The 22,911-nt window shown below is 44.0% G+C and carries 25 protein-coding genes and 2 pseudogenes; 19 read left to right on the top strand and 8 right to left on the bottom strand.

The window, feature by feature from the left end:
* Positions 1-25: 25 nt before the first annotated feature.
* Positions 26-397, top strand: coding sequence for a transposase (locus QT996_RS13900; protein ID WP_333047170.1), 372 nt, complete (start codon positions 26-28; stop codon positions 395-397).
* Complete coding sequence (locus tag QT996_RS13905) at positions 397-765, top strand: transposase (protein ID WP_333047172.1); 369 nt, start codon at positions 397-399, stop codon at positions 763-765. Before QT996_RS13900 ends, QT996_RS13905 begins: the two co-directional genes overlap by 1 nt.
* A 191-nt stretch (positions 766-956) precedes the next feature.
* Here QT996_RS13905 and QT996_RS13910 read toward each other — a convergent pair whose 3' ends face one another.
* Together QT996_RS13910 and QT996_RS13915 are read right to left on the bottom strand one after the other, a co-directional pair.
* Complete coding sequence (locus tag QT996_RS13910; RefSeq protein ID WP_333047173.1) at positions 957-1,292, bottom strand: element excision factor XisI family protein; 336 nt, start codon at positions 1,290-1,292, stop codon at positions 957-959.
* Positions 1,277-1,696, bottom strand: a complete 420-nt coding sequence (locus QT996_RS13915; protein ID WP_333047174.1) for a XisH family protein — start codon at positions 1,694-1,696, stop codon at positions 1,277-1,279. The genes QT996_RS13910 and QT996_RS13915 overlap by 16 nt, the downstream gene beginning before the upstream one ends.
* 146 nt (positions 1,697-1,842) lie before the next feature.
* On the opposite strand from QT996_RS13915, the gene QT996_RS13920 reads away from it, so the two are divergent.
* Complete coding sequence (locus tag QT996_RS13920; protein ID WP_333047176.1) at positions 1,843-2,577, top strand: DCL family protein; 735 nt, start codon at positions 1,843-1,845, stop codon at positions 2,575-2,577.
* Between the two features lie 266 nt (positions 2,578-2,843).
* Here the strand turns inward: QT996_RS13920 and QT996_RS13925 are convergent.
* Positions 2,844-2,921, bottom strand: a pseudogene (locus QT996_RS13925) (Uma2 family endonuclease); the annotation flags it as partial.
* Positions 2,922-3,066: 145 nt separating this feature from the next.
* Positions 3,067-3,837 (bottom strand): TerC family protein, encoded by a 771-nt coding sequence (locus QT996_RS13930; RefSeq protein ID WP_333047178.1) that lies wholly within the window; start codon positions 3,835-3,837, stop codon positions 3,067-3,069.
* Positions 3,838-4,309: 472 nt separating this feature from the next.
* Here QT996_RS13930 and psaM point away from each other — a divergent pair, with 472 nt between their 5' ends.
* Positions 4,310-4,405 carry a photosystem I reaction center subunit XII gene (gene psaM, locus QT996_RS13935; RefSeq protein WP_190660159.1) on the top strand — a complete coding sequence of 32 codons (96 nt, stop codon included), beginning with the start codon at positions 4,310-4,312 and terminating at the stop codon, positions 4,403-4,405.
* A gap of 284 nt (positions 4,406-4,689) precedes the next feature.
* A complete protein-coding gene (locus tag QT996_RS13940) occupies positions 4,690-5,109 on the top strand; it encodes a slr1601 family putative cell division protein (RefSeq protein ID WP_333047179.1) in 420 nt (139 codons plus the stop codon).
* A 226-nt stretch (positions 5,110-5,335) separates the two neighbouring features.
* Here QT996_RS13940 and ctpA read toward each other — a convergent pair whose 3' ends face one another.
* Positions 5,336-6,574 (bottom strand): carboxyl-terminal processing protease CtpA, encoded by a 1,239-nt coding sequence (gene ctpA, locus QT996_RS13945; RefSeq protein WP_333047259.1) that lies wholly within the window; start codon positions 6,572-6,574, stop codon positions 5,336-5,338.
* 588 nt (positions 6,575-7,162) lie between these two features.
* On the opposite strand from ctpA, the gene petB reads away from it, so the two are divergent.
* The 9 genes from petB to QT996_RS13990 all read left to right on the top strand — a co-directional run bounded on the left by petB (position 7,163) and on the right by QT996_RS13990 (position 15,038).
* Positions 7,163-7,831 carry a cytochrome b6 gene (petB, locus tag QT996_RS13950; RefSeq protein ID WP_015174799.1) on the top strand — a complete coding sequence of 223 codons (669 nt, stop codon included), beginning with the start codon at positions 7,163-7,165 and terminating at the stop codon, positions 7,829-7,831.
* A 183-nt stretch (positions 7,832-8,014) separates the two neighbouring features.
* On the top strand, positions 8,015-8,497 hold the full coding sequence (gene petD / locus QT996_RS13955) for a cytochrome b6-f complex subunit IV (RefSeq protein WP_333047181.1): 483 nt from the start codon (positions 8,015-8,017) through the stop codon (positions 8,495-8,497).
* Between the two features lie 153 nt (positions 8,498-8,650).
* Positions 8,651-8,782, top strand: coding sequence for a hypothetical protein (locus QT996_RS13960; RefSeq protein ID WP_333047182.1), 132 nt, complete (start codon positions 8,651-8,653; stop codon positions 8,780-8,782).
* A 23-nt stretch (positions 8,783-8,805) separates the two neighbouring features.
* A complete protein-coding gene (locus QT996_RS13965) occupies positions 8,806-10,146 on the top strand; it encodes a PIN domain-containing protein (protein WP_333047184.1) in 1,341 nt (446 codons plus the stop codon).
* Positions 10,147-10,202: 56 nt separating this feature from the next.
* Positions 10,203-10,523, top strand: coding sequence for a type I restriction-modification system subunit M N-terminal domain-containing protein (locus QT996_RS13970; protein ID WP_333047186.1), 321 nt, complete (start codon positions 10,203-10,205; stop codon positions 10,521-10,523).
* A complete protein-coding gene (locus tag QT996_RS13975) occupies positions 10,524-10,778 on the top strand; it encodes a hypothetical protein (RefSeq protein WP_333047189.1) in 255 nt (84 codons plus the stop codon). It abuts the gene before it with no gap.
* A gap of 325 nt (positions 10,779-11,103) precedes the next feature.
* Entirely contained in the window at positions 11,104-12,465 is a 1,362-nt protein-coding gene (locus QT996_RS13980; protein WP_333047190.1) for a cytochrome 450, read from the top strand.
* A gap of 257 nt (positions 12,466-12,722) precedes the next feature.
* Positions 12,723-13,268, top strand: coding sequence for a hypothetical protein (locus tag QT996_RS13985; protein ID WP_333047192.1), 546 nt, complete (start codon positions 12,723-12,725; stop codon positions 13,266-13,268).
* Positions 13,269-13,880: 612 nt separating this feature from the next.
* Entirely contained in the window at positions 13,881-15,038 is a 1,158-nt protein-coding gene (locus QT996_RS13990; RefSeq protein WP_333047193.1) for a matrixin family metalloprotease, read from the top strand.
* 754 nt (positions 15,039-15,792) lie between these two features.
* Here QT996_RS13990 and QT996_RS13995 read toward each other — a convergent pair.
* Positions 15,793-16,335 (bottom strand): hypothetical protein, encoded by a 543-nt coding sequence (locus QT996_RS13995; RefSeq protein ID WP_333047194.1) that lies wholly within the window; start codon positions 16,333-16,335, stop codon positions 15,793-15,795.
* A 9-nt stretch (positions 16,336-16,344) separates the two neighbouring features.
* Here QT996_RS13995 and QT996_RS14000 point away from each other — a divergent pair.
* From QT996_RS14000 to QT996_RS14015, 4 genes and pseudogenes are all read left to right on the top strand, one after another.
* Positions 16,345-17,466: pseudogene (locus tag QT996_RS14000) on the top strand (IS630 family transposase).
* Positions 17,467-17,793: 327 nt separating this feature from the next.
* Positions 17,794-18,855 carry an S-methyl-5-thioribose-1-phosphate isomerase gene (gene mtnA, locus QT996_RS14005; protein ID WP_333047195.1) on the top strand — a complete coding sequence of 354 codons (1,062 nt, stop codon included), beginning with the start codon at positions 17,794-17,796 and terminating at the stop codon, positions 18,853-18,855.
* A 37-nt stretch (positions 18,856-18,892) separates the two neighbouring features.
* Positions 18,893-19,381 (top strand): type IV pilin-like G/H family protein, encoded by a 489-nt coding sequence (locus tag QT996_RS14010; RefSeq protein WP_333047196.1) that lies wholly within the window; start codon positions 18,893-18,895, stop codon positions 19,379-19,381.
* Between the two features lie 3 nt (positions 19,382-19,384).
* A complete protein-coding gene (locus tag QT996_RS14015; RefSeq protein WP_333047199.1) occupies positions 19,385-20,242 on the top strand; it encodes a rhodanese-like domain-containing protein in 858 nt (285 codons plus the stop codon).
* 117 nt (positions 20,243-20,359) lie between these two features.
* Here the strand turns inward: QT996_RS14015 and QT996_RS14020 are convergent, their stop codons facing one another.
* Complete coding sequence (locus QT996_RS14020; RefSeq protein ID WP_015174783.1) at positions 20,360-20,707, bottom strand: hypothetical protein; 348 nt, start codon at positions 20,705-20,707, stop codon at positions 20,360-20,362.
* Positions 20,708-20,948: 241 nt separating this feature from the next.
* On the opposite strand from QT996_RS14020, the gene QT996_RS14025 reads away from it, so the two are divergent.
* Positions 20,949-21,869 (top strand): cation diffusion facilitator family transporter, encoded by a 921-nt coding sequence (locus QT996_RS14025; protein ID WP_333047200.1) that lies wholly within the window; start codon positions 20,949-20,951, stop codon positions 21,867-21,869.
* A 215-nt stretch (positions 21,870-22,084) separates the two neighbouring features.
* Here the strand turns inward: QT996_RS14025 and QT996_RS14030 are convergent, their stop codons facing one another.
* On the bottom strand, positions 22,085-22,726 hold the full coding sequence (locus QT996_RS14030) for a TIGR03985 family CRISPR-associated protein (RefSeq protein WP_333047201.1): 642 nt from the start codon (positions 22,724-22,726) through the stop codon (positions 22,085-22,087).
* Positions 22,727-22,911: the final 185 nt, after the last annotated feature.

Raw genomic sequence — 22,911 nt, forward strand, 5'->3', positions numbered from 1 at the left:
TTTTTAGCTGGCATTTTTGTAGAGATTGACTAAACTCATTTTTTATTATACCCTATTTAAAGGCACAACAGCTTATCCAGTAGCAGCTATGCCTTATTATAGCAGTCTAACGGATTCAGAATGGGAAACAATTGAACCAATACTACATGAGATATTGCCCAAAAAGAACCGAACTAGACCATGTAACTGGACAAAAAGAGAAATCTTAGATGGCATCTTCTACCAACTAAAAAATGGCTGCAATTGGCAAGACTTAGCGAAGGACTTGCCGCCCTATTCTACTGTATATTGGCATTACAAGCAGTGGCGCTCACAGGGAGTAATAGAAGAGCTGATGATGGTATTACATGAGCAAGTGCGTGAGCAGGTAAAAAAAAAGCCAAATGGACTACATTGATGATGATAGACTTACAAGCCGTAAAAAATACTTGTAATGCTAGTCTTGAGTCAAAAGGCTTTTGTTTCTACAAATCTAAAAATGGTATTAAAAGACACCTAGCCGTTGATACACTTGGGTTTCCCTTCTTTACCCACGGAACTAAAGCTAGTGTATCAGATGATGCTGGTTTGATTGAAATGTTGACTTTAAATATCGATTATTTTAAGTCCAAACCTCTAAATATTCCGAAAATTATACTCTTACTAGACAATGGCTATCATCCCGAACATCTTACAAAAGAGTTAGAAAAAAAATATCCAGAAATTATGACAAAAATCAAGTTTGAACTTTCAGAAAAGCCATCAAAAGCTGAAAAAAAAGCTTAAGGGAAATCAGGATTTGTCCCAGTTAAGGCAAGGTGGGTCATTGAACGGTCAAATGCTTGGATGGAAAGATGTAAAATTTTGGTGAAGAACTTTGAGAGAAGTTTGACAGCGGCGACTGCCAAGCTCAACCTTTGTTTTATTAGGCTGATGATTAGAAGGCTTGCACGCTCTTCTTAGATGTCAAATGGCTTCTATACTGTATTATAGGTTTTCTGTCTATCGCTGTTGTCAGGGAAGGGGCTAGTCACGATATGCTCTGCTTTTATACCCGCTGCAATCAGCGCTTGGCTTAGACCTTCCTCGAAGTTATCCTCTTCAATTACAACTTGATTATCGACTAAACGAGCATGAAACAGAATCGTGTCCATCCAGCGCTGTTTATCCCAGCCTGTAGCCAGAATCAGAAAGTGACCCGAATCGACATCACAGACGGGGTAAAGCTGGATCGCCTGTAAACGCGGTTGGGCGCGAGTTGCTTCTTGCAGGGTTTTTTTGAGGATGTCTGCATAGCTTAGTGAGTTATCCATTGGAGAATCACCTCTTGATTTGGTTCGTAAACTAATAAGTTAATTTTATTTCGCTGGACGGCTAACTGAAAAATCGGTTTTTGAAAGTGTTTAATGTAGATGGCTTGGCTCACAGCTAAAAACAACTGACGCTCCGGTTCTTGGCCTTCCAATGCCCATTGGTAAAGCTGAAGCTGTCCCATCGTTTTTTCCAGTTCGCTGATGACTGAGGCTGAATCGAAGTCTTTGATTTCAACAGCGATTTTCTGCCCTTTTTTTTCCGCCGTGAAAAACTTTTCTGCTCCTAAGTCGGCTTTCAAAAGAGTCTGTTCTAACACTAAGACTAAAGGATCGTCCGTAATTGTCCACCCGTCTTTTTCGAGGGTACGACGTACGGAGAAGTGTAAATTATCGCGTCTAGACATTCGACATTCGAGAATTGAGGTTAGGAAAGATAAGCAGGGACTTTTTGAACTCCTATGTCTTGCAGCTATCGCTTATTATTATCTATGCTACCACATCTGCGATACAATTTAAATTATACGTCATATAAAACTGGTAGGGAGTTTAAATGGCCAGGCAACCAATTGTTCTCAATGGAATAGAGTTCAAATTCCAGAAAGATGCTATTGAACACTTCAGAAATATGTTGGAGCGCTATCGAAATGGTCAAAGCATAGCAGGTGATGATCGCGATATGTTACTGGCTCTTCTGGAGCGCCATCCTGAAGCAGATAAAAAGACTGGATGTGGTATAAAACGTTTGTACAAAGATAGAACAGATATGCCGACAAGTTGCTTTTGGATAGAAAGAACAGATGGCTCTCGAACGGATTTTTCTTATCGAACAGCGGTTTCTGCTAAAGGAAAGTCTCTTTATCAAGAATTTTTAGAAGCCTGCCGTGCCACTGTTGAAGATGATCTGCAGGTAACTAAAAAAAGATACTTTGAAAAGTGTGCCGATCAGGATGGAAAAGTTGAATGCGATATTACTGGTGATAAGGTAGCTATTTATGAGAGCCATCTTGACCATAAAAAACCATTGACATTTCAGGTTATTGTGAACACTTTTATTGGCGCTAATGATATTGAAATAAAACCGGAAATGTTGTTGATGTCCCAGGATGCCCAGTTTCAAACAACTATGATTGATCGACAGTTAAAGGATAAGTTTCGACGATATCATCATAAAATGGCGCAGCTTAGGGTTATTAAAGCCGAACAAAATCTTAGTCTTGGCGGCTCTGAGAGAATTCTGAAGATTCGTAATCCTGTATTGATTCCTATGGAACTTGTAGGTGACTGACGTATCACATCTCTGTTGGAGTGGATTGACTCAGATTTCTGGTGCATCGCGAAGTTTTCTGGTAGCAACTCAACAGGAAGGTTACATTTTTTACCGATAGGTGAAACCCGATCGCCTGCAACTCCTTCCCGTCGCCCGCCTTATTTCCCTAAAGCCTCAAAAAATACAGCAACCACCAAGGATTAAATCAGATCCTGATCGATCGCCTGCTGCGATCGCCAATATGCCGCCAACCCCGTCAGCAACGAATTCCCCTCGCTATCTCACCAGCGCAACCATTGCTGAGTCTGATTTTGATAACTGCCGAACCATAGGCCCAATTGTACTCCCATAAGTTCGAGCGGCTAGTGAAGGAAACAATATTACCAAATAAAAGCCTTTCATCCCCGGACTAAAGTCACCGGGATGAAAGGCTTTTGCACATTTTAACCAGCCTTCAATCTTGTTGGTTTGACAGATTTAAGCTACTTTTATTCAGATGAAAGTATGTTAAATTTCGGACTTCTGTCCTTGCGATTCTGGCACTGCAACTTCTGAATCCGCCTGATTCAGAGCAATTTCGAGAGATTTTGCCATCTCGACTGGCTCGGGAGTGCGCTTAGAAAATCCCCACACAAACATCAAGACGATACTGGAAACTAGCAGCCATTGCGGAGGAACTAAATCCGGATTAATTACTTTCACCAACAACCGCATTCCCACGAACCCAACTGTGATGTAACCAGCACTTTCTAGGTGAACGAATTCATCCAGCCAGCGGATGAACAATCCGGCCATGAATCGCAGGGCAATAATTCCAATTGTAGCGCCGGCTACGACGATAAAAGTGTTGTCAGAAACGGCGATGGCCGTAGTAACGCTATCCAAGGAAAACGCTAAATCCGTAAAAGCAATCATGGGAATTGCTTGCCACACAGTCGCAAATCTGGGCCCGTGATGTTCTCCTTCGGAGTCTGTCTCTGAAGTAAAATGTTGGAAAACAAGCCACAGCAGGTAGAGAGCACCAAGCAGCTCAAACTGCCAGTATTGGATCACCCAAGTAGCTGTTAAAATTAGGGCGATCCGCAGTACAAAAGCAATTATCAAACCAACGTTGAGAGCCTTTTGTTGTTGCTTGGCATCTTCCAAACCTTTAGAAATAGACGCCAGGGCGATCGCGTTGTCAGCCGAAAGTACAGCTTCCAAAGCCACCAAAACCAACAATAATAAAAAGCCGTCAACTCCAAAATTGGGTGAAGCGTCGAGAAATTGATCTAGCATTAACTATTTTGTGCACCTAAGATTGGCAAGGGTCGAGCGCAGCGCAAATTACCCGCTCTGTCTAACATTAGTGTCACCTTCACTTAAATCTTAACCTAATGCGGTAATTCTGTGGGAGGCGATCGTCCGAACAACGTCCGAAGGAAGCAGTCCCAGAAAACAAGGAAAAATTCGGGCGTTGCACAATTTGAGGAGGCTTCTTGTGGGTTAGGCGTCCCGCCTGCTGTGAAAATACAAGCCTTCGGCCTCCTGCGCCCATCCCACAAAACAATCAGAATCATCCCGTAATTATGCACCACCAAAATTCTCCCCCTCCGACACTCAAAAACAGCGCCACTGCGCCACTGCGCCACTGCGCCATTCCTTCCCGGAGGCAGCATTTGTGTTGCAAGTTGTAACAAATGATTCCCAAAAGTGCCAATTTGTCTCAAATTGGTGAAAGATCGTACCCGCGAAAAGGAGTTTTGCGAATATGTCTTTAACAGATACCCAAGTCTACGTAGCGCTCGTAATTGCTTTGATTCCCGGAATTATGGCTTTCCGGCTGTCAACTGAACTGTACAAATAGTTTCCAGACACCAGTTGCAAACCGCAAAACGCCTGCCTGACCAGTTAAATCTCTCGCTTTCCAGATACAGACAATTGCTGCCCCAGTGGAGTAGATTGTTTGTGTTCAGCAAGACGACACTGCAAGGGCAGGCATTTTTATGGGAAAATTCCGTCTTCAGGCGTCACCTTTGCCTCAAAAATTTTGGCTGTCAGCACCCTGACAAACAGCGGCGAGTGTGCGTTAAGCTCAGAATTTGCTCTGTTGAACTCTAAAACGTCAGTCTCAGGTATTTGAAAAAAATTATGCAAGCGATTCAACCCTCCGTTACCCCACTGCGTCCTGTAAAAAAATCCCCTCGGGTTACTCCTCGTCGCAGCAGTAGCAGCCGCCAGCGTTCCTACCCTCACCAAACCCTCGCGGCCGAAACAGGCGTCAAGTTGGCAGTCAACATGGTACTTTCAGTCTGTGCCACTTCTGCTTTGCTTCAGCTTTGGCCTCACTACCGGGCGGTGCAAGAAAAATTGCACGAAATCCAAGCTGAAGTCAATCTTACCCAAGGGCGAGTAAATCAGTCGCGATCGGACTTTAACCGCTACTTTGACCCTAGTCTGGCTAAAACTGTGATGCAAGAGCAAAGCAACCAAGCTGACCCGCAGCAGCGTCAGGTGATTTTGCAAGAAGCCGATGTACCCGAAGCCGAGGAATCAACCCCCGAACCTTAAGAGAACGGCTGTTTTGGGTTTTGATATCACGTCCGAGGTGCATCATTCTTTTATGTCCTTGCTTCGCACAGCGAAGAATGACAGATAAATCTGTCGGACGTGATATCACTTTTGAGTTAAAAAGTTTTTAGGATGATTCTTGTCTGTCCTTGCGAACGAAACGCAGAGACAGACTTAGATATGTGTATTGAGGCCCGGCTGCCAGCTCAAAACTTCAAACTCAGGCTTATACTGACTTTGCCAGCACGGTTTTTTCTTTCAGTAGTTGCAGTGCAGCTTGATATTGCAAGTCTGCTTCGGTGCCGATTTGATCGCGCGCAATGGGTTCCAAAGGCACTACGCGATCGGGCGAAATCCCCAGCTTGTTAATATCTTTATGGTTAGGTGTCTCGTACTTAGCAACAGTCACAGCCAACCCAGAACCGTCAGACAAATCAAACAGCGACTGAATCAGTCCTTTGCCAAAAGTCTTTTCTCCTACCAGTTGAGCTCTGCCATTATCTTGCAGCGCACCCGCCAAAATTTCGCTAGCACTGGCAGTTCCCTTGTTCACCAAAACAATCAGTGGATCGTTAGTTAGGGCTTTTCCAGAGGCTTCAAAACTGCCGAGGATGCCTTGTCTGTTCACCGTGTAGACGATCGTCCCGGAATCGAGCCACAGGCGGGCAATTTCAATCCCTGCTTGCAACAGTCCCCCCGGATTGTTCCGCAGGTCGAGAATGTAGGCGGCGGCTCCTTGTTTTTCCAAGCGGTCGATCGCGTGAGCGACTTCCTCAGTGGCGTTAGCACTGAATTGACTCAAGCGAATGTAGCCCAGCGGCAAATTCTCCGACCCCGACTGCAATTCGGCGTAAACCGGATTCAGAGCAATGCGATCGCGCACTAGCTCAATTTCCTCAGCAACGTCCCTTCCCTCGCGCCCCAAGGTCAAGGTAACGGCAGTGCCGATGCGGCCGCGCATTCGAGTTGCTGCTTCGTCTAGGCTCAATTCTGAGGTAGGAGTCCCATCAATTTTCAGGATGCGATCGAGGGGTTGGATGCCAGCTTTATCTGCCGGTGAGCCGGCCAAAGGGGCCAGCACTGTCAGGGTATTTGTCTGGGGGTCGATCGCAATTTGCAGCCCCACACCCGTCAATTCTCCCGAAGTGTTGACCTGCAAGCTGCGGTACTGTTCGGGTTTCAGCAGCCGAGTGAACGGGTCGTCGAGATTCGCCAGCATCCCCTGAATCGCCGTGTAAGTCTGCTGTCTGTCGTTGAGCGGTTGCTTGACAGCTTTTTGGCGAATCGACCACCAGTTTTGAGAGTTGAAGCTGTCGTCCACATAAGAGCGATTGACAATTCGCCAAGCTTCGCTCAATAGCTGCTGTTCAGGAGTCAGCGCCGCCGCAGGCCCGGCCCACGGGCCGAGAACTAGGGCGACTTGGAGGAAAAGTAAAATAGCAATCTGGAAAACTCGTCTGTGCATGATTTTTCTGTAAAAGATAGGCAAGTATTGCATCTCCTGTATTTTAAGTTTGTAAGCTTTTAAGCTTTTGTGCATTTAACTCTCCCCAAGGCATTCGGCATTCGTCAAACCTCCGCCGCGAACAAAAAATTAGTTAAATGTAACATTTAATCGCAAAATAAGTGAAGTTTTATCATAAATATTAAAAATTACGTCCCAGCGACCAGGTGGCAGGCTCGGACTTTGGTCCTAGGCTCGGCTCTTGGCTGTATGCCAGCTTGGGGCGAATGTAGAGCTTGCAGAAAATGGTATTTGAGACTCGGCAAAAGCATCGCTCGCGTGAAATTTGCACAGCAATTATGTTACATTTTTTATCACAGTCTGGAATTCGATCGGGCAACGCCAGCGAGTAGGGACAAGCCACCGCTTAGTTTCCCAGGGCTTGCAGGCGATCGCACAATAGAGTTCCTTTCGTCAGCTCCAAATTTAAAAAATAGCCTCAGGCATTTGCTAGTAAAAGCAAGCTGCTCGGCGCGGGGCGACAAAAAACCTTGTGGCTGCTGCCCTGAACCTCAACCACAGCAATATTCTTTTAGGAATTCTGGCTCCATGTTTTCTAAACAAATCACCGACTCAAAAACCTACCAGTGGTTTGAGGAACGCCTGGAAATTCAGGCGCTCGCCGATGACATCACTACAAAGTATGTACCCCCGCACGTCAATATTTTCTACTGCTTGGGCGGAATTACTTTAGTTTGCTTTCTGATCCAGTTTGCCACCGGCTTCGCCATGACTTTCTATTACCGTCCCACGGTAGCAGAAGCTTTTTCTTCAGTGCAATACCTGATGACTGAAGTCAACTTCGGCTGGCTGATCCGCTCCATCCACCGCTGGTCTGCGAGCATGATGGTGCTGATGATGATTTTGCACATCTTCCGGGTTTATCTGACAGGCGGCTTCAAAAAGCCCCGCGAATTAACCTGGGTGACAGGAGTAATCTTGGCAGTCATCACTGTTTCTTTCGGCGTGACCGGCTATTCGCTGCCTTGGGATCAAATCGGTTACTGGGCAGTTAAAATCGTTTCCGGCGTCCCCGAAGCTATCCCGTTTGTCGGCTCTTTGATGGTTGAACTGCTGCGCGGCGGTGTCAGCGTTGGTCAAGGTACTTTGACTCGCTACTACAGCTTGCACACTTTTGTGTTGCCTTGGCTGATTGTAGTCTTCATGCTGGCTCACTTCTTGATGATTCGCAAGCAAGGTATCTCTGGCCCCTTGTAAGTTTTGAGTTGTGGGGGCGGTATTTTTTTGCCCCCCCGCTGAATTTTGAGTTGAAAATTCAGAATTCATCACTCATGATATTTATTTACGGCTAATACTTCCTGCGATCGCGCCGCTGATTCAAACTAACGAATACAGCGGAAGGGCAGGCCCGGGTAAAACTAAAAGGAGAACACTGTTACTATGTCTATTCTCAAAAAACCTGATTTGAGCGATCCCGCGCTCCGCGCTAAGCTCGCTAAGGGCATGGGTCATAACTATTACGGCGAACCAGCTTGGCCTAATGACTTGCTCTACGTTTTCCCTATAGTAATCATGGGAACGATTTCTCTGTGCGTGGGTTTGGCCGTACTAGACCCGGCTTTGGTTGGAGAACCGGCTAATCCTTTTGCTACTCCGCTGGAAATTCTGCCGGAATGGTATTTGTGGCCTGTGTTCCAACTCCTGCGTGTTTTGCCTAACAAATTGTTGGGTATTGCTTGCATGGCCGGTGTTCCCGTTGGCTTGATTTTGATTCCGTTCATCGAGAATGTTAACAAGTTCCAAAATCCGTTCCGCCGCCCTGTTGCTACTACTGTTTTCCTGTTGGGAACTGCGGTAACTCTGTGGTTGGGTATTGGTGCTATTTTCCCGATCGACAAATCTTTCACGCTGGGTCTTTTCTAAGATTTAAGTTTGCTTGATTTTGACGCCTGCGGGTTTCCTGTAAAGTGCTTTTGTACTGGTGGGAAACTTTAGCGGGCGTCATTTGATTTTTGATTTTTGATTTTTGATTTGGGATTTGGGATTTATGCTCAAGGTGGACCGCAGCAGTTGGTAATGCCAGCAGCTCTGAAGGTGAAAGCGGTTAAGAAGTATGGTAACGTGCGGGAAATTGCTGGCTTATTTGGCGGGGCAGATAAATTGAAGCAGGCAGTCGAGCAGTTGCAGAGTTTATTGTATTCGGCTTAGCAAAAGTGAAAGGAGTTGTAATAATGTCCGCAGAACAAAAACCAATTTGTGTGGTAATTGATGCAAATATATGGTTGCAAGACTCTAATCTTTTGCTGAGAACTGCTATAGGTTCGGCGTTAATTTATATTCTAAAAATAATAAATGGTAAAATAGGCTTGCCTTCAGTTCTTGAAGAGGAAATTACTAGAAATACAATTGCGAAAGGAGTAAAAGCGACTGAAGAAATCAAGAAAAATTTTAAAAGCATTTCAGTAATTATGAGGTCTCACTCTCCCTACAAAGTCCCCGATGAAGCTGAAATAAAATCGGCTGTTCAGGCAAGAATCACAGAACTAGACTCGTTATTTCATAGAGTTGATTTTACATGGGAACACGCTCAATCAGCGTTAAAAAGAATTAACGAAAAATCACCACCAAATAATAACAATCAACAGTTTAAAGATTCTGTTATTTGGGAGGCAATTTTAGAATTACTGAGTTCATACCTAGTGCATTTTGTCACCAAAGATGAGGCTTTTTATAAAGATAGAAAACCTAAAATAAATAGCATTGCAAAGAACTTACTATCTGACTGTAAGAAACGAGGAGGAATTGTTTGTATTTATCCAGATATGGCATCATGCCTCAAAGTTATTCAAGAAGATGTACCACCTCTTGATTTAAACAGTCTAATTGTAAAAATTGATAGTTATATAATAAATTCTAAATTAGTAAAAAGGGATTTAGCTATGGAAGTTGGGTTTGAAGTCGGTTGTCTAGCAGTAGACCTATCGTCTGTTTCGCCCTTCTTTACAGAAAATCAAGAAGAATTGGCGTTAACTTTTGAGCTTTGTTACCAGTGTTATGATGTAGAAAATACTGGGATCGATGAAAGGAGTAATGCTGTATTAAAAGTCAAAGGAGATTGCTTTTACAAAATTGATAACCAGGTTATTTCTGATATTGACATTGATTTTCAAAGAATACGTTGGGATGAATCAAACGGAGAATTAGGTCGACGCGGTGCTGTCTATCTTTCTACAATGAAAGATAGCCATCAAATTCAACATACGTTTAGAGAATCCATTGATTTTATGAAAAGTCCAAATTTTACGGAAAAGGAGCGAAGTGAATGGGTACTTAATAACAATGCTAATTTTTTGGAAAAATATAATGAGAAAGAAAAAGAAATATTAGTAATTTTTTTAAATAAATATTCTGAAAAAGGAATTATTGTGTTTCGTCATATTGTCGATTCAATTGGAAAATATCCTGAATTTGCTGAGTATGGTGATGCAAGTCAAATATTAACACTGTTTGGAGGTCAAGAAAATTTAGAAAAAGCAGTAAATCAATTACAAAATCTTTTGTACTCAGTCTAGTAGATATTTTCTAAGAGTTCTATTTCTAAGTTTGATTACTTTAATTTTCTATCAAAATGCCAAAACGCACTACATCTCAAACCCATAAATCCGTCACCACCGCTCAACGCCTCGGCAGCATGATAAAGTCGGCGCGTGACATCATGCGGAAAGATAAGGGAATGAATGGGGAATTAGACCGTTTACCCCAATTCACTTGGATTCTTTTCCTCAAGCTATTAGATGATGCGGAAAATATCAGAGAAGAAGAAGCCTTTTTAGAGGGAAGAGTTGATAAGTACAAACCGCTGATTGAATCTCCCTACCGCTGGCGTGATTGGGCTGCTGATGAAGGGATGAGCGACGATGACTTGCTGAAATTCATTAACAATAATTAGGTGACGCTGCGTGACGGGACAAAAAGCCCTGGTTTGTTCGCTTATTTGCGGAATATTCAAAGTGCGACAGGGCGCGAACGCAAAAAAGAAGACACTAAAGATTTGCTTTCTCTAGGCAACAATCTTACTTTCTCCCAACTATTAATTACTCAAGAAAACAGTACAACTTTCATCCGTTTGTCAGCAACCGGAGAAATTTTAGCCGCTCTCAATGGGGTGTCGTCCAGTCTAATTAATGTCGCCAATTTTGGCTAAATTTAATAGCAAGTAGTCGCACATAAATACGGTTTATGTGCGACTCTCAGAGATTGGGGCTAATACTTTAAATGTAAAAAGTAGATATACTTACCAGGAATCGTTATAAATTCCACTCACTCTCCGGAAAAAGGCTAGACTTGAGCGCAGACATATTTAGTAAAACTCTCTCTATATTGCCACTGCATTCACAAAAAAAAACGGCTATAGTTATACTTACTGATTTTGGCAATTAAGTGGGATTCAATACCCGCTCAATTACTGCTCAATACCCTCTTGCTGCTAAATGCGAAGCGCGTTATGGCGAAGGATTCTCGGAGGAATTATGATGAACCTAAATTTAGATACTATTTTCTCATCGCTGATGAACCCGGCACTGAACGAGTTTCAGGTTTGGGCTTTGCAAAACCCGGAAGAAAGTCTCAGCAAAACGATGCTACCGCCGATCGCCCTGATTGAGGGTTTGATTGCCAACGAACCCACGTATTTGCCGATAAAACGGCTGGCTTTTGGAGCCAATTTTTGCTGCGCGGGGCAAGTCGTGATGGGAGAGTTTGACACGCTGGAAAAAGCACTCACATCGCCCCAGGCGCGCGGATGGCGGCTGGGTACTTCTGTACTCGATGCAGATCGCGCGCCCAACCAAGATGTCGGCGGTAGGAACCTTTTCCTACTGTCTTTGTCCGATCGCGAAACTGACGGTAGCAGCAACCACGCAGCATTCCGAAGCTGTATGCAGAAGTATCTCTTCAACAGTGCGACAACGGATCGCCAGGGAGACGAAATCAGCAGACGGTTGCTTGATCGGCTAGCAGCAGATTATGCCGAGATGTCGCACGGTGCGGGGGAAGCGTTTTTTACCGATGTCAAGCGGGGTTGGATGGGATTTTTAGTCCGATATCTACACTACGTCATCTTTGGGATTAATCCAGACGATTCAGAGTCGATCGAACTCCTCACCGAATTGCATTACACCCGCCAAAGCCCGCTGCACTACTTCGCCGTCATCGGCAACCTGCTGCAAAGCCTGAACCTGTTTGGACACGGGGATTTGTCAACTCTAATCGAGCGTGCAGCGACTATCTATGAAAATTCCCCAGCTTTAGCCGACTTCGAGGAGAGCTCGGAAAACAACGGCATGACTAAGCGGGAATTGGCGAAGCTGATGACATCGATTATGGGCATAGCGGGACTGCAAGGCCCCCTGCACCTAGGCAACACGGCAATGGGATACCGCCCTCTCCCCGCCTATAAAGGACAGCAGACGGCCGAAATTAATCCTACTGATTTTTGGGATCAGCTCGATTTGGACGATCGCGAGTCGATCAAGCTGTTCCTCCTGGAATGCGCCCGCCTCTGGGCCCCCGTCAGCGCCACCCACCGAGTCGCGACAGAGCCTTTCACCGCAACGGTAGCGGGCAAAGAGCGCACTTTCCCTGCCGGAACCAAGGTACTGATACCGCTCAGCCTGGGGCACCTAGACGGGAGTTTCTGGGGCTCTACGGTATACGAATTCAACCCTAAGCGCGAGAATCTGTGCCCTTTTCATATGGGTTTTAATTCGGTGGGCGATCGGAGTGCGGGACGGATTTGCCCCGGTAAAGACATCGCACTCAATATGCTGGTGGATGTCGTGAGTACGGTAGGCAAAGTGCGCCGCTCGTCGGAGCCGAATTTGCAGGGGTAATTAATCCAAAAGCTCGATCGGACAGTGGCTGAAACTGAGATATTACACCATTCTCGCTTAACAGGCTTTCCTACCTCTTCCACAAGAAACTTGATTTCTTGTGGGGTACCCCGCCCTTGAAACACTTATTGGCAATCCTGCCCGATGTGAGTTGAAACCGCACGCCACACAAACGAAGTTCGAGCCAGAGACTAAGAAATAAATGAGGTATTTAAGTTGAACCGTAAATCACAACTATTTTGAGGATAAATAATCCCATGTTAATCGAACAAAAGCAACTAAAAGACATTGCGAATTGGATGAAAGTAGAACATCCAGCCGAGTTACCCGAAGTCCTGCAAGGTATATTTTTTATGGACGGGAATGTTTTACCCGACCATTGTTTGACGATGTACAGTTCAGACTGGAATGCTGACGAACGGACGTTATTGCTGCGCGTTTTTGACCCTGTGATCTGGACATTTCATTCATCTATGGCGGGACGGATGTTACTTTATTTAGTCAAATTTTCTCGGCTCACTTACTTGTTCCGATTCTCTGATGCAACTTTGCAGCACGGGCACATAACGCCGATAGTGTTTGGATGGTCTGTGCCACAGTGGCTTGTAGATTTTTTGATCGAGCGAGATCCGAACACTCCGAATGGAGATATCTGGCATCGCACAAACTCGTTTTTCGGCAGACCTGCTGAGAGGGGATATATACTCCGCAGGATTGTAGACAAAAATGGCAACTACACGTCAGCGTTTCCAGATATGCTGTCTAAAGTTGACAGTGATTGTTTAATCATTGCCAAAGAGTGAAAATATTTACAAAAACGACAAAACCCGCTTAATTAAGCGGGTTTTGTCGATCAAAGCGGGGGGGTTTGAACCTACGACCCCCACTAGGTCAAGTTTGATATGATAGCCTATAAAGGCTATGCAGTAAGCTGTTGCCGCCTATTGTCCATTATTGAGATCAATACTTTGGATAGTGTTTGATTGCCAACCGTAAAATAAGGGTTTCAGGGCGATTGCGCCATCGAGAGCGGAACGGAAAATCAAGGGTTTCAGACTCCTGTCTAACTGTCCGGACTATTGATCCTTTACAGTGTAAAGCGGGAAACTAGAATGGGAGATCACGAGTTCCCTGTACAGTGCGATCGCCATCTCCTCATGGGATGTTGAGAGTAGGAAATTTATCCGTCCAGACTCATCATTATAACAAAAAATCTGGGTTTCACAAGGATTTAATTCAGTTTACACAAGCTCGACCGCTCGCATTTATCTAGGTCATTGCTGACATTGTTGCAGTTTCTCTTTCCTGAATCTACTGTGTTCCCACTTGATTCAGGTAGATGAAAATAAACATTCTCAAAATAGCTGTTTCTAGGGACTTTAAGTCCCTAGATATTCACTTTGGAGGAATTTGTCATGACTAAAATTTCACAAATCGACTCTTATCAAGTTGAGCAATTACTAAAACGCATCGAACAACTTGAAGCTAAGCTCGGAATCAAAGTTGGCTTCGATGGCGCAGAATCAGGTAAAGAAGCACAACATTTTTGTGCTTTGCCAAAGGTTCCTCCACGCACTTTCGATCCGAGCGTGTCGCCGGACCGTGCTCGTCTAATACGGTTAATCGGGAAGAAGTGGGTTAACGGTACAAAATTACGTTATTACTTTTTTGAGAGTGGTCCCAATTCAGGCGGGAATGAACAGAAGGAGATTGTGCGGCAGGGGTTTGAGGTATGGAAGAAGGTAGGGATTGGTATCAAGTTTGAGGAAGTTCGGAACATCAGCGAAGCAGAGATACGAATCGGCTTTGTGCAAGGGGATGGAGCCTGGTCATATATTGGCCGCGATGCGATAGATATTCCTAAGCAAGGCGAGCGAACCATGAACTTCGGCTGGGATCTTCGCGCTGATCCCCGTGGGGTAGATGTCCCTGTTCACGAGATAGGTCACGCCTTAGGTTTCCCTCACGAGCACCAAAACCCGTTTGCAGGTATCGTATGGGACGAAGAAGCCGTTTATAAATATTTCGGTGCTGCTCCTAACGAGTGGGACCGAGATACAACTTTTTATAATGTGCTCCAAAAGCTTGCAGTAGGAGAAGTGGAGGGGTCAAAGTGGGACCCCAACTCAATCATGCACTACGCTTTTGCAGCGGGACTAATTGAGAAACCTGTGGAGTACCAGAACGGATTAAAGCCGGCTGGCGGACTTTCTGAGCAGGATGTGTTGCAGGTACGATTATTCTATCCCCCGCTTGATGACTCGAGTTATACAGAACTTAAACCCTTCCGTTCGGAGATTCTATCCCTCGCATCTGCTGAACAGAAAAACTTTGCGATCAATCCCTCGGCTACTCGAAGCTATACAATTGGAACCTTCGGAGAAACAGATACAGTCATGGTTCTTTTCGAGGATCAGAGTGGTGATCTCAAATATGTTGCTGGTGACGACGACAGTGGCACAGACTTGAATGCACAAATCAATGTTCGGCTTTATAAAGGTCGGCGGTATGTGCTGAGAATTCGCTTATACTCTAACTTGGCTGGTGGCGAAGCCTCAGTGATGCTTTGGTAAGGGCGGCCACCAAATTTTAGAGAGACAAGCGATTTCTCAAAGTAGTGCATGGCCACCCGTAGGGTATATGGGGCAAGCTATTTTCTATTTGGTCTTTTTTCTCCCAATAGAAAGCGGGTAATTTGCTCATCAAGCAGCAGGTTGTGCGCGAGGAAAGCGGGTTTGGGCTGATTGGGTTCTGAAACGAGGTACAGCAGGTTGTGGTGACTTAGGGGGGCACAGAGCCTCCTGTCTCCTGCCTCAAAACTCCAATTTCTAGCTTGGTTGCAAAAGCGAGATGCTCCCCAGGTAGGACACGGCGCTGTGTAACCGAAAATGATACAGCAGATTCCAGGCAAATAAAGTACACCTTAATCCCAAGCACTTACCAAAATGGTTGACAAACCCTTGCAACCGTACTCCATAAACCTGGAAATTGCTGTATTATATTATGTCCGGTCAATTACCCTTAATAAAAATGCCTCCCACCCTTGCGGCAAAAGCATCGTTGGGGATGGGCAATTGCTCGGACTTGATATTACTTCTGGCTCATCAGAGTTTATTTGCCCTGATTATACAGCCTATTCCAGGTTCATAAAGTAGTAGGGAAAAGGCAATGCCTTTTCCCTACGGGGATTCAGGGATCAGGGGTGTACTTCACAAACAACGTGGAATCTGCTGTAAAATGTTTGGTTTCACCCTTTTTTTATTTGCCAACCGTCTCTTAATCCATCGTCCCTATAATATTCTCAGCTAATTAATTAGCTCGATCGCACTAGAGGAGAGCAAAATCTGTGGCAGTAATCACGCTTGCAGGCACATTGCTGAGAGTTGCCAAAAGTTGCCCGGAACCAGTAACTCGGAGGAGGGTAGAACTATTCTCGGCCACAATGCTTAGTTGGGAGAAATCCAGACCACCCATTAAGCCGATCGAATCGATACCGTATTGAAAGTCTAAAATAGTCTCGCTGCCGAGGTCAATACCCAACATAAATCGATCGTTCCCGGTACCTCCAATCAGAGTATCATTCCCTTGATCTCCAAACAAGAAATCGTCCCCAGCACTGCCAAGCAAACTATCTTCATCCTTACCGCCGTAAAGAGTATCGTTCCCGACCTCCCCATTGACAGTATCCTGACCTTCATTGCCAAACAGCAAATCGTTGCCCAAACCGCCACATATTTGGTCTTTTCCGCCAGTAGAGCCAATGGGGAGGGGGCTACCAATATCCCCGTACACTGTATCTTCCCCCTCGCCGCCACAGATAAGCTGATACGCAGCTAGATTGTATAATATAAATAACAAATAAGTGTTCATTTATAATATATGCCAGCCAAAAACCATCTATCTTCAAATCAAAAACAGAGAGTCATTAAAATACTAAAAGAGTCTGAGGATAATTACGTCAGGGAAAAAGTTCTAATTTTATTACTAATAAAGGATGGAAAAACTTATCGACAAATTAGTGAATTTATGGAGATTGCTTACACAACATTAGCTTATTGGTCAGTTCCTGGCGACCATGATAATTTGGATAGTTTTTTAGATAAAAGAAGTCCAGGAAATTTTCGTAAAGTCACTCCCGAGTATGAACAAATATTGATAAATACAATCGAAAAATCTCCGGAAGAATATGGATATGAATTTGGGATATGGACGGCAGCCTGACTAGGAACATATTTAGAAAAAGTCACAGGAATTAAACTGAGTAGTTCCAAAATATCCCCGATACTACATAAAAATAAATACGTTTACCTTTGGGCTAAGTCTAGTTTAGAAGACAAATAAAACCCACTTGAAAGAGAAGTATTTAAACAGAAGCTATCAGAGTATTTAAGAATAAGTAAACAAACACCCGAGCTTTTAGAGGTATGGTTTTGGGATGAGATCGGATTCCGTTTACGAGTGACAAGAAGAAAAACTTGGGGTAAAAAAGGTCAGAGAAAAAAAATTACAGGTCAAAGGAGAAGAGGCAGAGTAAATCTCATGGGTGGGTTGAGATATCATGACAAAAGAAGGTTAATTTTTGTGATAGAAAGAGGAGAGTCGAATACGTTTTATGAGCAAATTAAAGCCTTAAATAATGCGATAGTTAAAGAATGGATAGAACAGGGTAATCAAGGGGAAAATTTTGCCGAATCTGGAATTAAGATTGTAATTATTCTAGACAATGCTACTTTTCACAAAAAGAAAGATATTCTGAGCAAAATATCAGCGGAAATGCTACATATTATTTTAGAATTTTTGCCAGCTTACAGCCCCGATTATAATTTGATTGAATTGGTCTGGCATTCAGCGAAAGAATATATAGCACATCTACTATTTAAGTCAGTAGAAGAATTGTCAGAATTGCTACATAGATTATTAAATGAAGGAGAAATGGTTATTAAATGGGATAAAAAAGTTAAAAATAAAGGCAATGCTATTTTATCTGATTTAGCTGCGTAGCAGCTTATCAACTTAAAAAAAGCAGACCCCAGGTAAAGCTAGCTTGTTCCCGATTACGGAAATTTTTCAAAAAACGCAAGTATAATTTACACAACTTAATGTTCGGTTTTTTACTAAGTACACTTTTGTGAAAAAGAATCCAACTCTGTATAAGTTCCAAACCCAGAGAGTGGTAAATATCCAGCCATTCTTCAATCTAAAATCTCCAGTCTCGAAGCTAAAACCGCAGGGCTGGGATTTTGGCAAATTCAGCGTGTCCCTCATAACATAGAGGAATAGTCGCCTTCATGGCATTATAGAAACTTGTCCCTCACATAATTGAAATAGATGACCGCTCAAAACTCCCCTGTTTCGCCCATCACTTGGATAGAAGACCGAGTTCTGCTAATTGACCAAAACCGACTGCCGAAAGAATACGGTGTAGTCGAAATTAGTCGCTGCGAAGATATGGCTGAGGCGATTAAAACTATGATAGTCCGAGGTGCTCCGGCGATCGGGGTAGCAGCAGCTTACGGGATGTATTTGGGGGCGCGAGAAATCGAAACGGGCGATCGCACCGAGTTTTTTACTAAATTAGAACAAGTTGGCGAGTTATTGCGTTCCACCCGTCCCACTGCGGTTAATTTGTTTTGGGCAATATCGCGAATGCTCAAAACTGCGGAGAGAACTAGCGGTTCCGTCGAACAAGTGCAAAAAACTTTGTTAGAAATGGCCAAAACCATTCAAGCAGAAGATTTGCAAACTTGTAAAGATATCGGCGACAAAGGTTTAGAAGTTCTGCCAGCTACACCCGAAAAATTGAACTTACTAACTCACTGTAATGCTGGTGCGTTGGCAACAGCAGGCTACGGTACTGCCTTAGGTGTATTTCGTTCTGCTTGGCGAGAAGGAAGACTCGGAAGAGTTTTTGCAGACGAAACTCGGCCCCGTCTCCAAGGTGCAAAACTGACCACTTGGGAATGCGTGCAAGAAGGAATTCCCGTCACATTAATTGCCGACAATATGGCCGCTCACTGCATGAAACTAGGCATGATTCACGCGGTAGTTGTCGGTGCAGACAGAATCGCTGCTAACGGCGACGCCGCCAATAAAATTGGCACTTACAGTTTAGCAATTGTTGCCAAAGCTCACAACGTTCCCTTCTTTGTCGCTGCGCCTCTGTCAACAATTGATTTTGAACTTTCCGACGGCAGCAAAATCCCCATTGAAGAACGCGATCCAGTTGAAATGTATCAAGTTGGAAGTACGCGAATTTGTCCTGTGGGAGTTGAATTTTACAATCCCGCTTTTGACGTAACTCCGGCGGAATTAATCTCAGGAATCATTACAGAACACGGCACGGTTGCTCCTTGGGCGTTGAAACAGTTTCAAGCAAAACAATTGGTTTAATTATATGTTCCTCAACTGCTCATTCCACCTGTTGTCTGTGAAATTAAGCAGGATTTCTAGCAGCCGCAACTGGCAGCTCAAAGTTGCTCTCGCAGCTCTAATTCTGCCAGTTTTTGTCAGTACAGTCTCGGAAGCTCAAGTTTCACAAATGCTTAAAGCTAAGGAATCAGAAGCCCAAAAATTTGTGGTTTCTATGAATAAAGCTCAGCAAGTTTACTATGCAGAAAAAGCAGGCTTTACAAGTTCTGTTTCCAATCTATTGGTTTATATGGGGCGCCAAATTAAACCTAACTCAGCCAATTACAGCTACTCGATCGGTATGGTCAGTAAAGCTGCTGTATTTAACTACGGAGTATCGAAGCAAGCTAATCTCAAAAGTTTTGTGGGGGGAGTCTTTTTGGTGGGAAACAAGACCCAAACAATCTTGTGTCTAAATGTTGCTCCTGGCAAGACTAAACCAGCTAATCCAACTAATACTAAAGGGGTTTTAGCCTGCAGTGCTAATACAGCAAAAGTTGCTCAATAAATTATGTCTAATTTTCTGGGGAATTTAGCAAATAACTGGATAGTAAATGCAGATTTAGCTAAGAAATGGCTGGAACAAGAAGCTACTTTACTAGATGCTCGCACACCTATTTTAAAGTGGTTTTGTCGTCTCCCAACAGCTATTCCCGTAACTTGGCAGGAATTTTCGCGTTCCGACTTTCCCCACAAGGGACAAATTCTAGAAAATAACACAGTTTTAACTCTAAAACTCCAAGCAATTGGTATTTGTCAAGACAAACCTGCGCTAGTGGTTGCTGATCCGGTTAAAGGGTGGGGCGAAGACGGAAGGATTGTTTGGATGTTGCGGACTTTGGGACACGAAAAAGCTGTTTTTGTAGATGGAGGATATCGGGCTTTAATCAAAGCTGGGATTTCTAAAGTAGAAAGTCCAAACAATCCACCGCAAACAGGAGATTTTGTAATATCTCCCTGCTCGAATTGGGAAATTAAACAGGATGATTTAAAAGCTATTTTAGGCAATGATAATTTAGTCATTATCGACGCCAGAGAGCGGCGAGAATATGCAGGTAAAACGCCTTACGGAGAAAAGCGAGGTGGCCACATTCCCCGTGCGATTCACCTTTATTACAAACAGTTAATGGACAAACAGGGACAACTGCTATCTCGTGGGGAAATTGTCGCTATTTTGCAGCAGAAAGGAGTTTTGCAGTCAACTCAAATTGTGAGTTATTGTAGTGGGGGAATTCGCTCTGCATGGTTGACTTGTGCGTTGACAAATGCGGGATTTAATGCTAGGAATTATGCAGGTTCCATGTGGGAATGGTCGGCGTCGCCAGCAGATAGCTATCCTTTGTCAGTAATCCTTTCACGGGCGGGCTAGAAGCCCACCCCACAAGAAACTTTAATGTTTGTGGAACAGGCCGGAAAGCCTGTTCTTGAGAATGGTATCTGAATTCAGATTCAACCTATTAACTACAAACGATCGAAGTTGAGATTATCAACCGACTTGTTCGATATACTGAGCGAGATCGTCGCGCAGGCGGCTGAGTTCGGCTTCGGTGGTCACGCGCACGCGATCGTCCCTAACCGTAATCAGCACTTTCGCAGCAAAAGGAGTTGGCCAGATATTCGGATTGCAGAAAACTTCCAAAAATACATCTCCTGCATACCGATATTCCATCGGTTTTTGGGGAGAAGCTTTAGCGCCAGCGGTTTTGGCTGCTACAGCTTTCAAGCTTTCCATCAAAGCTGCAATTTCGCTTTGCAAATCCCGCGCAGCTTGCGGGGAAAAGCTAAAGGAGACAGAACCTTCGACTAAATTCAGTGTCAGCGGAGAAAGAGACATGGGCAATGAAATTTAACATACTATTGTTAATGATAAAAAATATAGTAACCCAAAAGAAGTACATTCCAGCTCAATTGGACTGCGAAACTGCTATTAATTAAAAATTGTCTCAAGAAGCGACGCTAAATTAATGAATATAAATCTAGTCGGAAGCTAGATTCAGCAATACTTTTAACCTTTTATGACTTGATAAGCTTTAAACTAGAAACCAGAAAACTTGACGGCAGATCGAGGAGATTCTATGGTAGCCGATAACCGTTCCGAAATCCGCAAGGTCTTAATCATTACTTTATTGCTAAATTTGCTGGTGATGGCAATTAAAGCAGTGGTGGGATGGCTCACAGGTTCCCTGAGTTTGCTAGCAGATGCTTTGCACAGCGTCACGGACAGCGCTAATAATATTTTAGGATTGGTAACTAATCATTATGCCAATCCGCAGCCCGATCGCGATCATCCCTACGGACATCAGAAATTTGACGCTCTCGGAGCTCTGGGAATAGCTGTTTTTCTGGGAATTGCCTGTTTTGAAATTCTCAGCGGCGCTGTTCAAAGGTTGCTCAAAGGTGGCGCAGTTGTCAAAATATCGCCAAATGAACTGTGGATATTGCTGATTGTACTGGGCATCAATATTTTTGTCACTTTTTACGAGCGCAGGGTTGGGAAACGCCTTGGTAGCGCGATTTTAGTGGCGGATGCTCAACACACGATGAGCGATGTTTGGGTGACAATTATGGTAATTGCTGGGTTGATTGGTGTTTGGCAAGGGCAGGTTTGGAATATACCTCAATTACAATCCCTGGATGTGTTTTTGTCGTTTCCTGTGGCTGTTTTGGTATTTAGCAGCGGTTGGAAGGTTTTAACAGAAAATCTGCCTTGGTTGGTGGATGAAATGGCGATCGCACCGGAGATAATTCACGCGATCGCGATCGATGTACCGGGGGTTGTCAACTGTCACTCGATCGCCTCCCGTGGCGTTGTAGGGCGTCAAGTATTTATTGAGATGCACATGATTGTGGATGCTGTCGATGTAGAAACAGCTCACCAGATTACAGAAGAAGTAGAAGCCGGTTTGGAAGAACGTTTCAGCCCTGTACGCATCTTAATTCACGTTGAGCCGCCGGCTTACCATTCCGACCAAATTAGCTACGATTCTGAAAAATGAAGGCACCACCAGTGATTTTGACACGGATACACGGATTAATTGAAGAATCGGGAAAGTATTTTTACTTACTGCAATTCCTCCAATTTTTTAAATGCTATCAATGGAGTTAATGCGATCGCACTTAATTTAGTTGCTGTTTTCCACAGGAAAAGGGGGGTTTTCCACAGAAATCGGCAAGTTTTCCACAATAGGTTTGATAATTATCGAGCAAAAAACTATTGGTACAAGTTCCGAGTTTTTTGGATTTCTACGGCCATTTTCTGTCGTAAGTCCCAAGGTAGCAGAATCTCGACTTCTGAACCCAGAGCTCGCAACCACCTCAGCGGGTAGTAGTCTGTCACTCGGTAATAGACTTGGTAGTAAGCATCGTCGGTTGGGCGAGACTGGAGGATTTGTAAAAGTGCCGATCGATGTTCTGGGTTGGGAGTATATTGTTTGATTAATGTGGCGGCGCGATGGTACTCTATGGCGGTACAAGTAGAGTCAATGCTGATTCCTTGAACGTAGGATTGAGCGAATGTGCGATCGAACCGCAATACCATCAGCGCTGTTTCTTTATAAAAATCCCCCCCCCAAGCTTCCTTTAACATATCGTTAACTGTTTTGGGAGTTGGCAGGTTATTTTCGTGATATTTTTGCTGGAGTAATTGCGGAACCCGATAATTTGGCCAATCCAAGGATTCTAGACGTTTTGAAATAATGCGATCGAGCTCATATTTGTACCAATTAATTTCACCTTTGGGGGTGCTGCCGTAGGCACACAAATATTTAGCTCGATCCATAAAGTAAATACAAACAGGATAAACCACGCCCTCTTTAATCTGATTTTGATGATCGCTGCGATAAATTAATGGCAAAGGAGCGATATGCAACTAGGACAACCGTACAACCTGGGTGGGTATTTATCAGACAATTTTTACTTTTTAAAATGTTAAAAATGTGCCTTGTAGAGTGTTTTTAAATATAAGTTACTGGCACAATTATTTATCTTAAAACCTCGACGCATTAATACCTTTATAACCGATTTGTTACTATTATTAAA

It is taken from the genome of Microcoleus sp. S13C4 (assembly GCF_036700865.1).
Lineage (GTDB): Bacteria > Cyanobacteriota > Cyanobacteriia > Cyanobacteriales > Microcoleaceae > Microcoleus.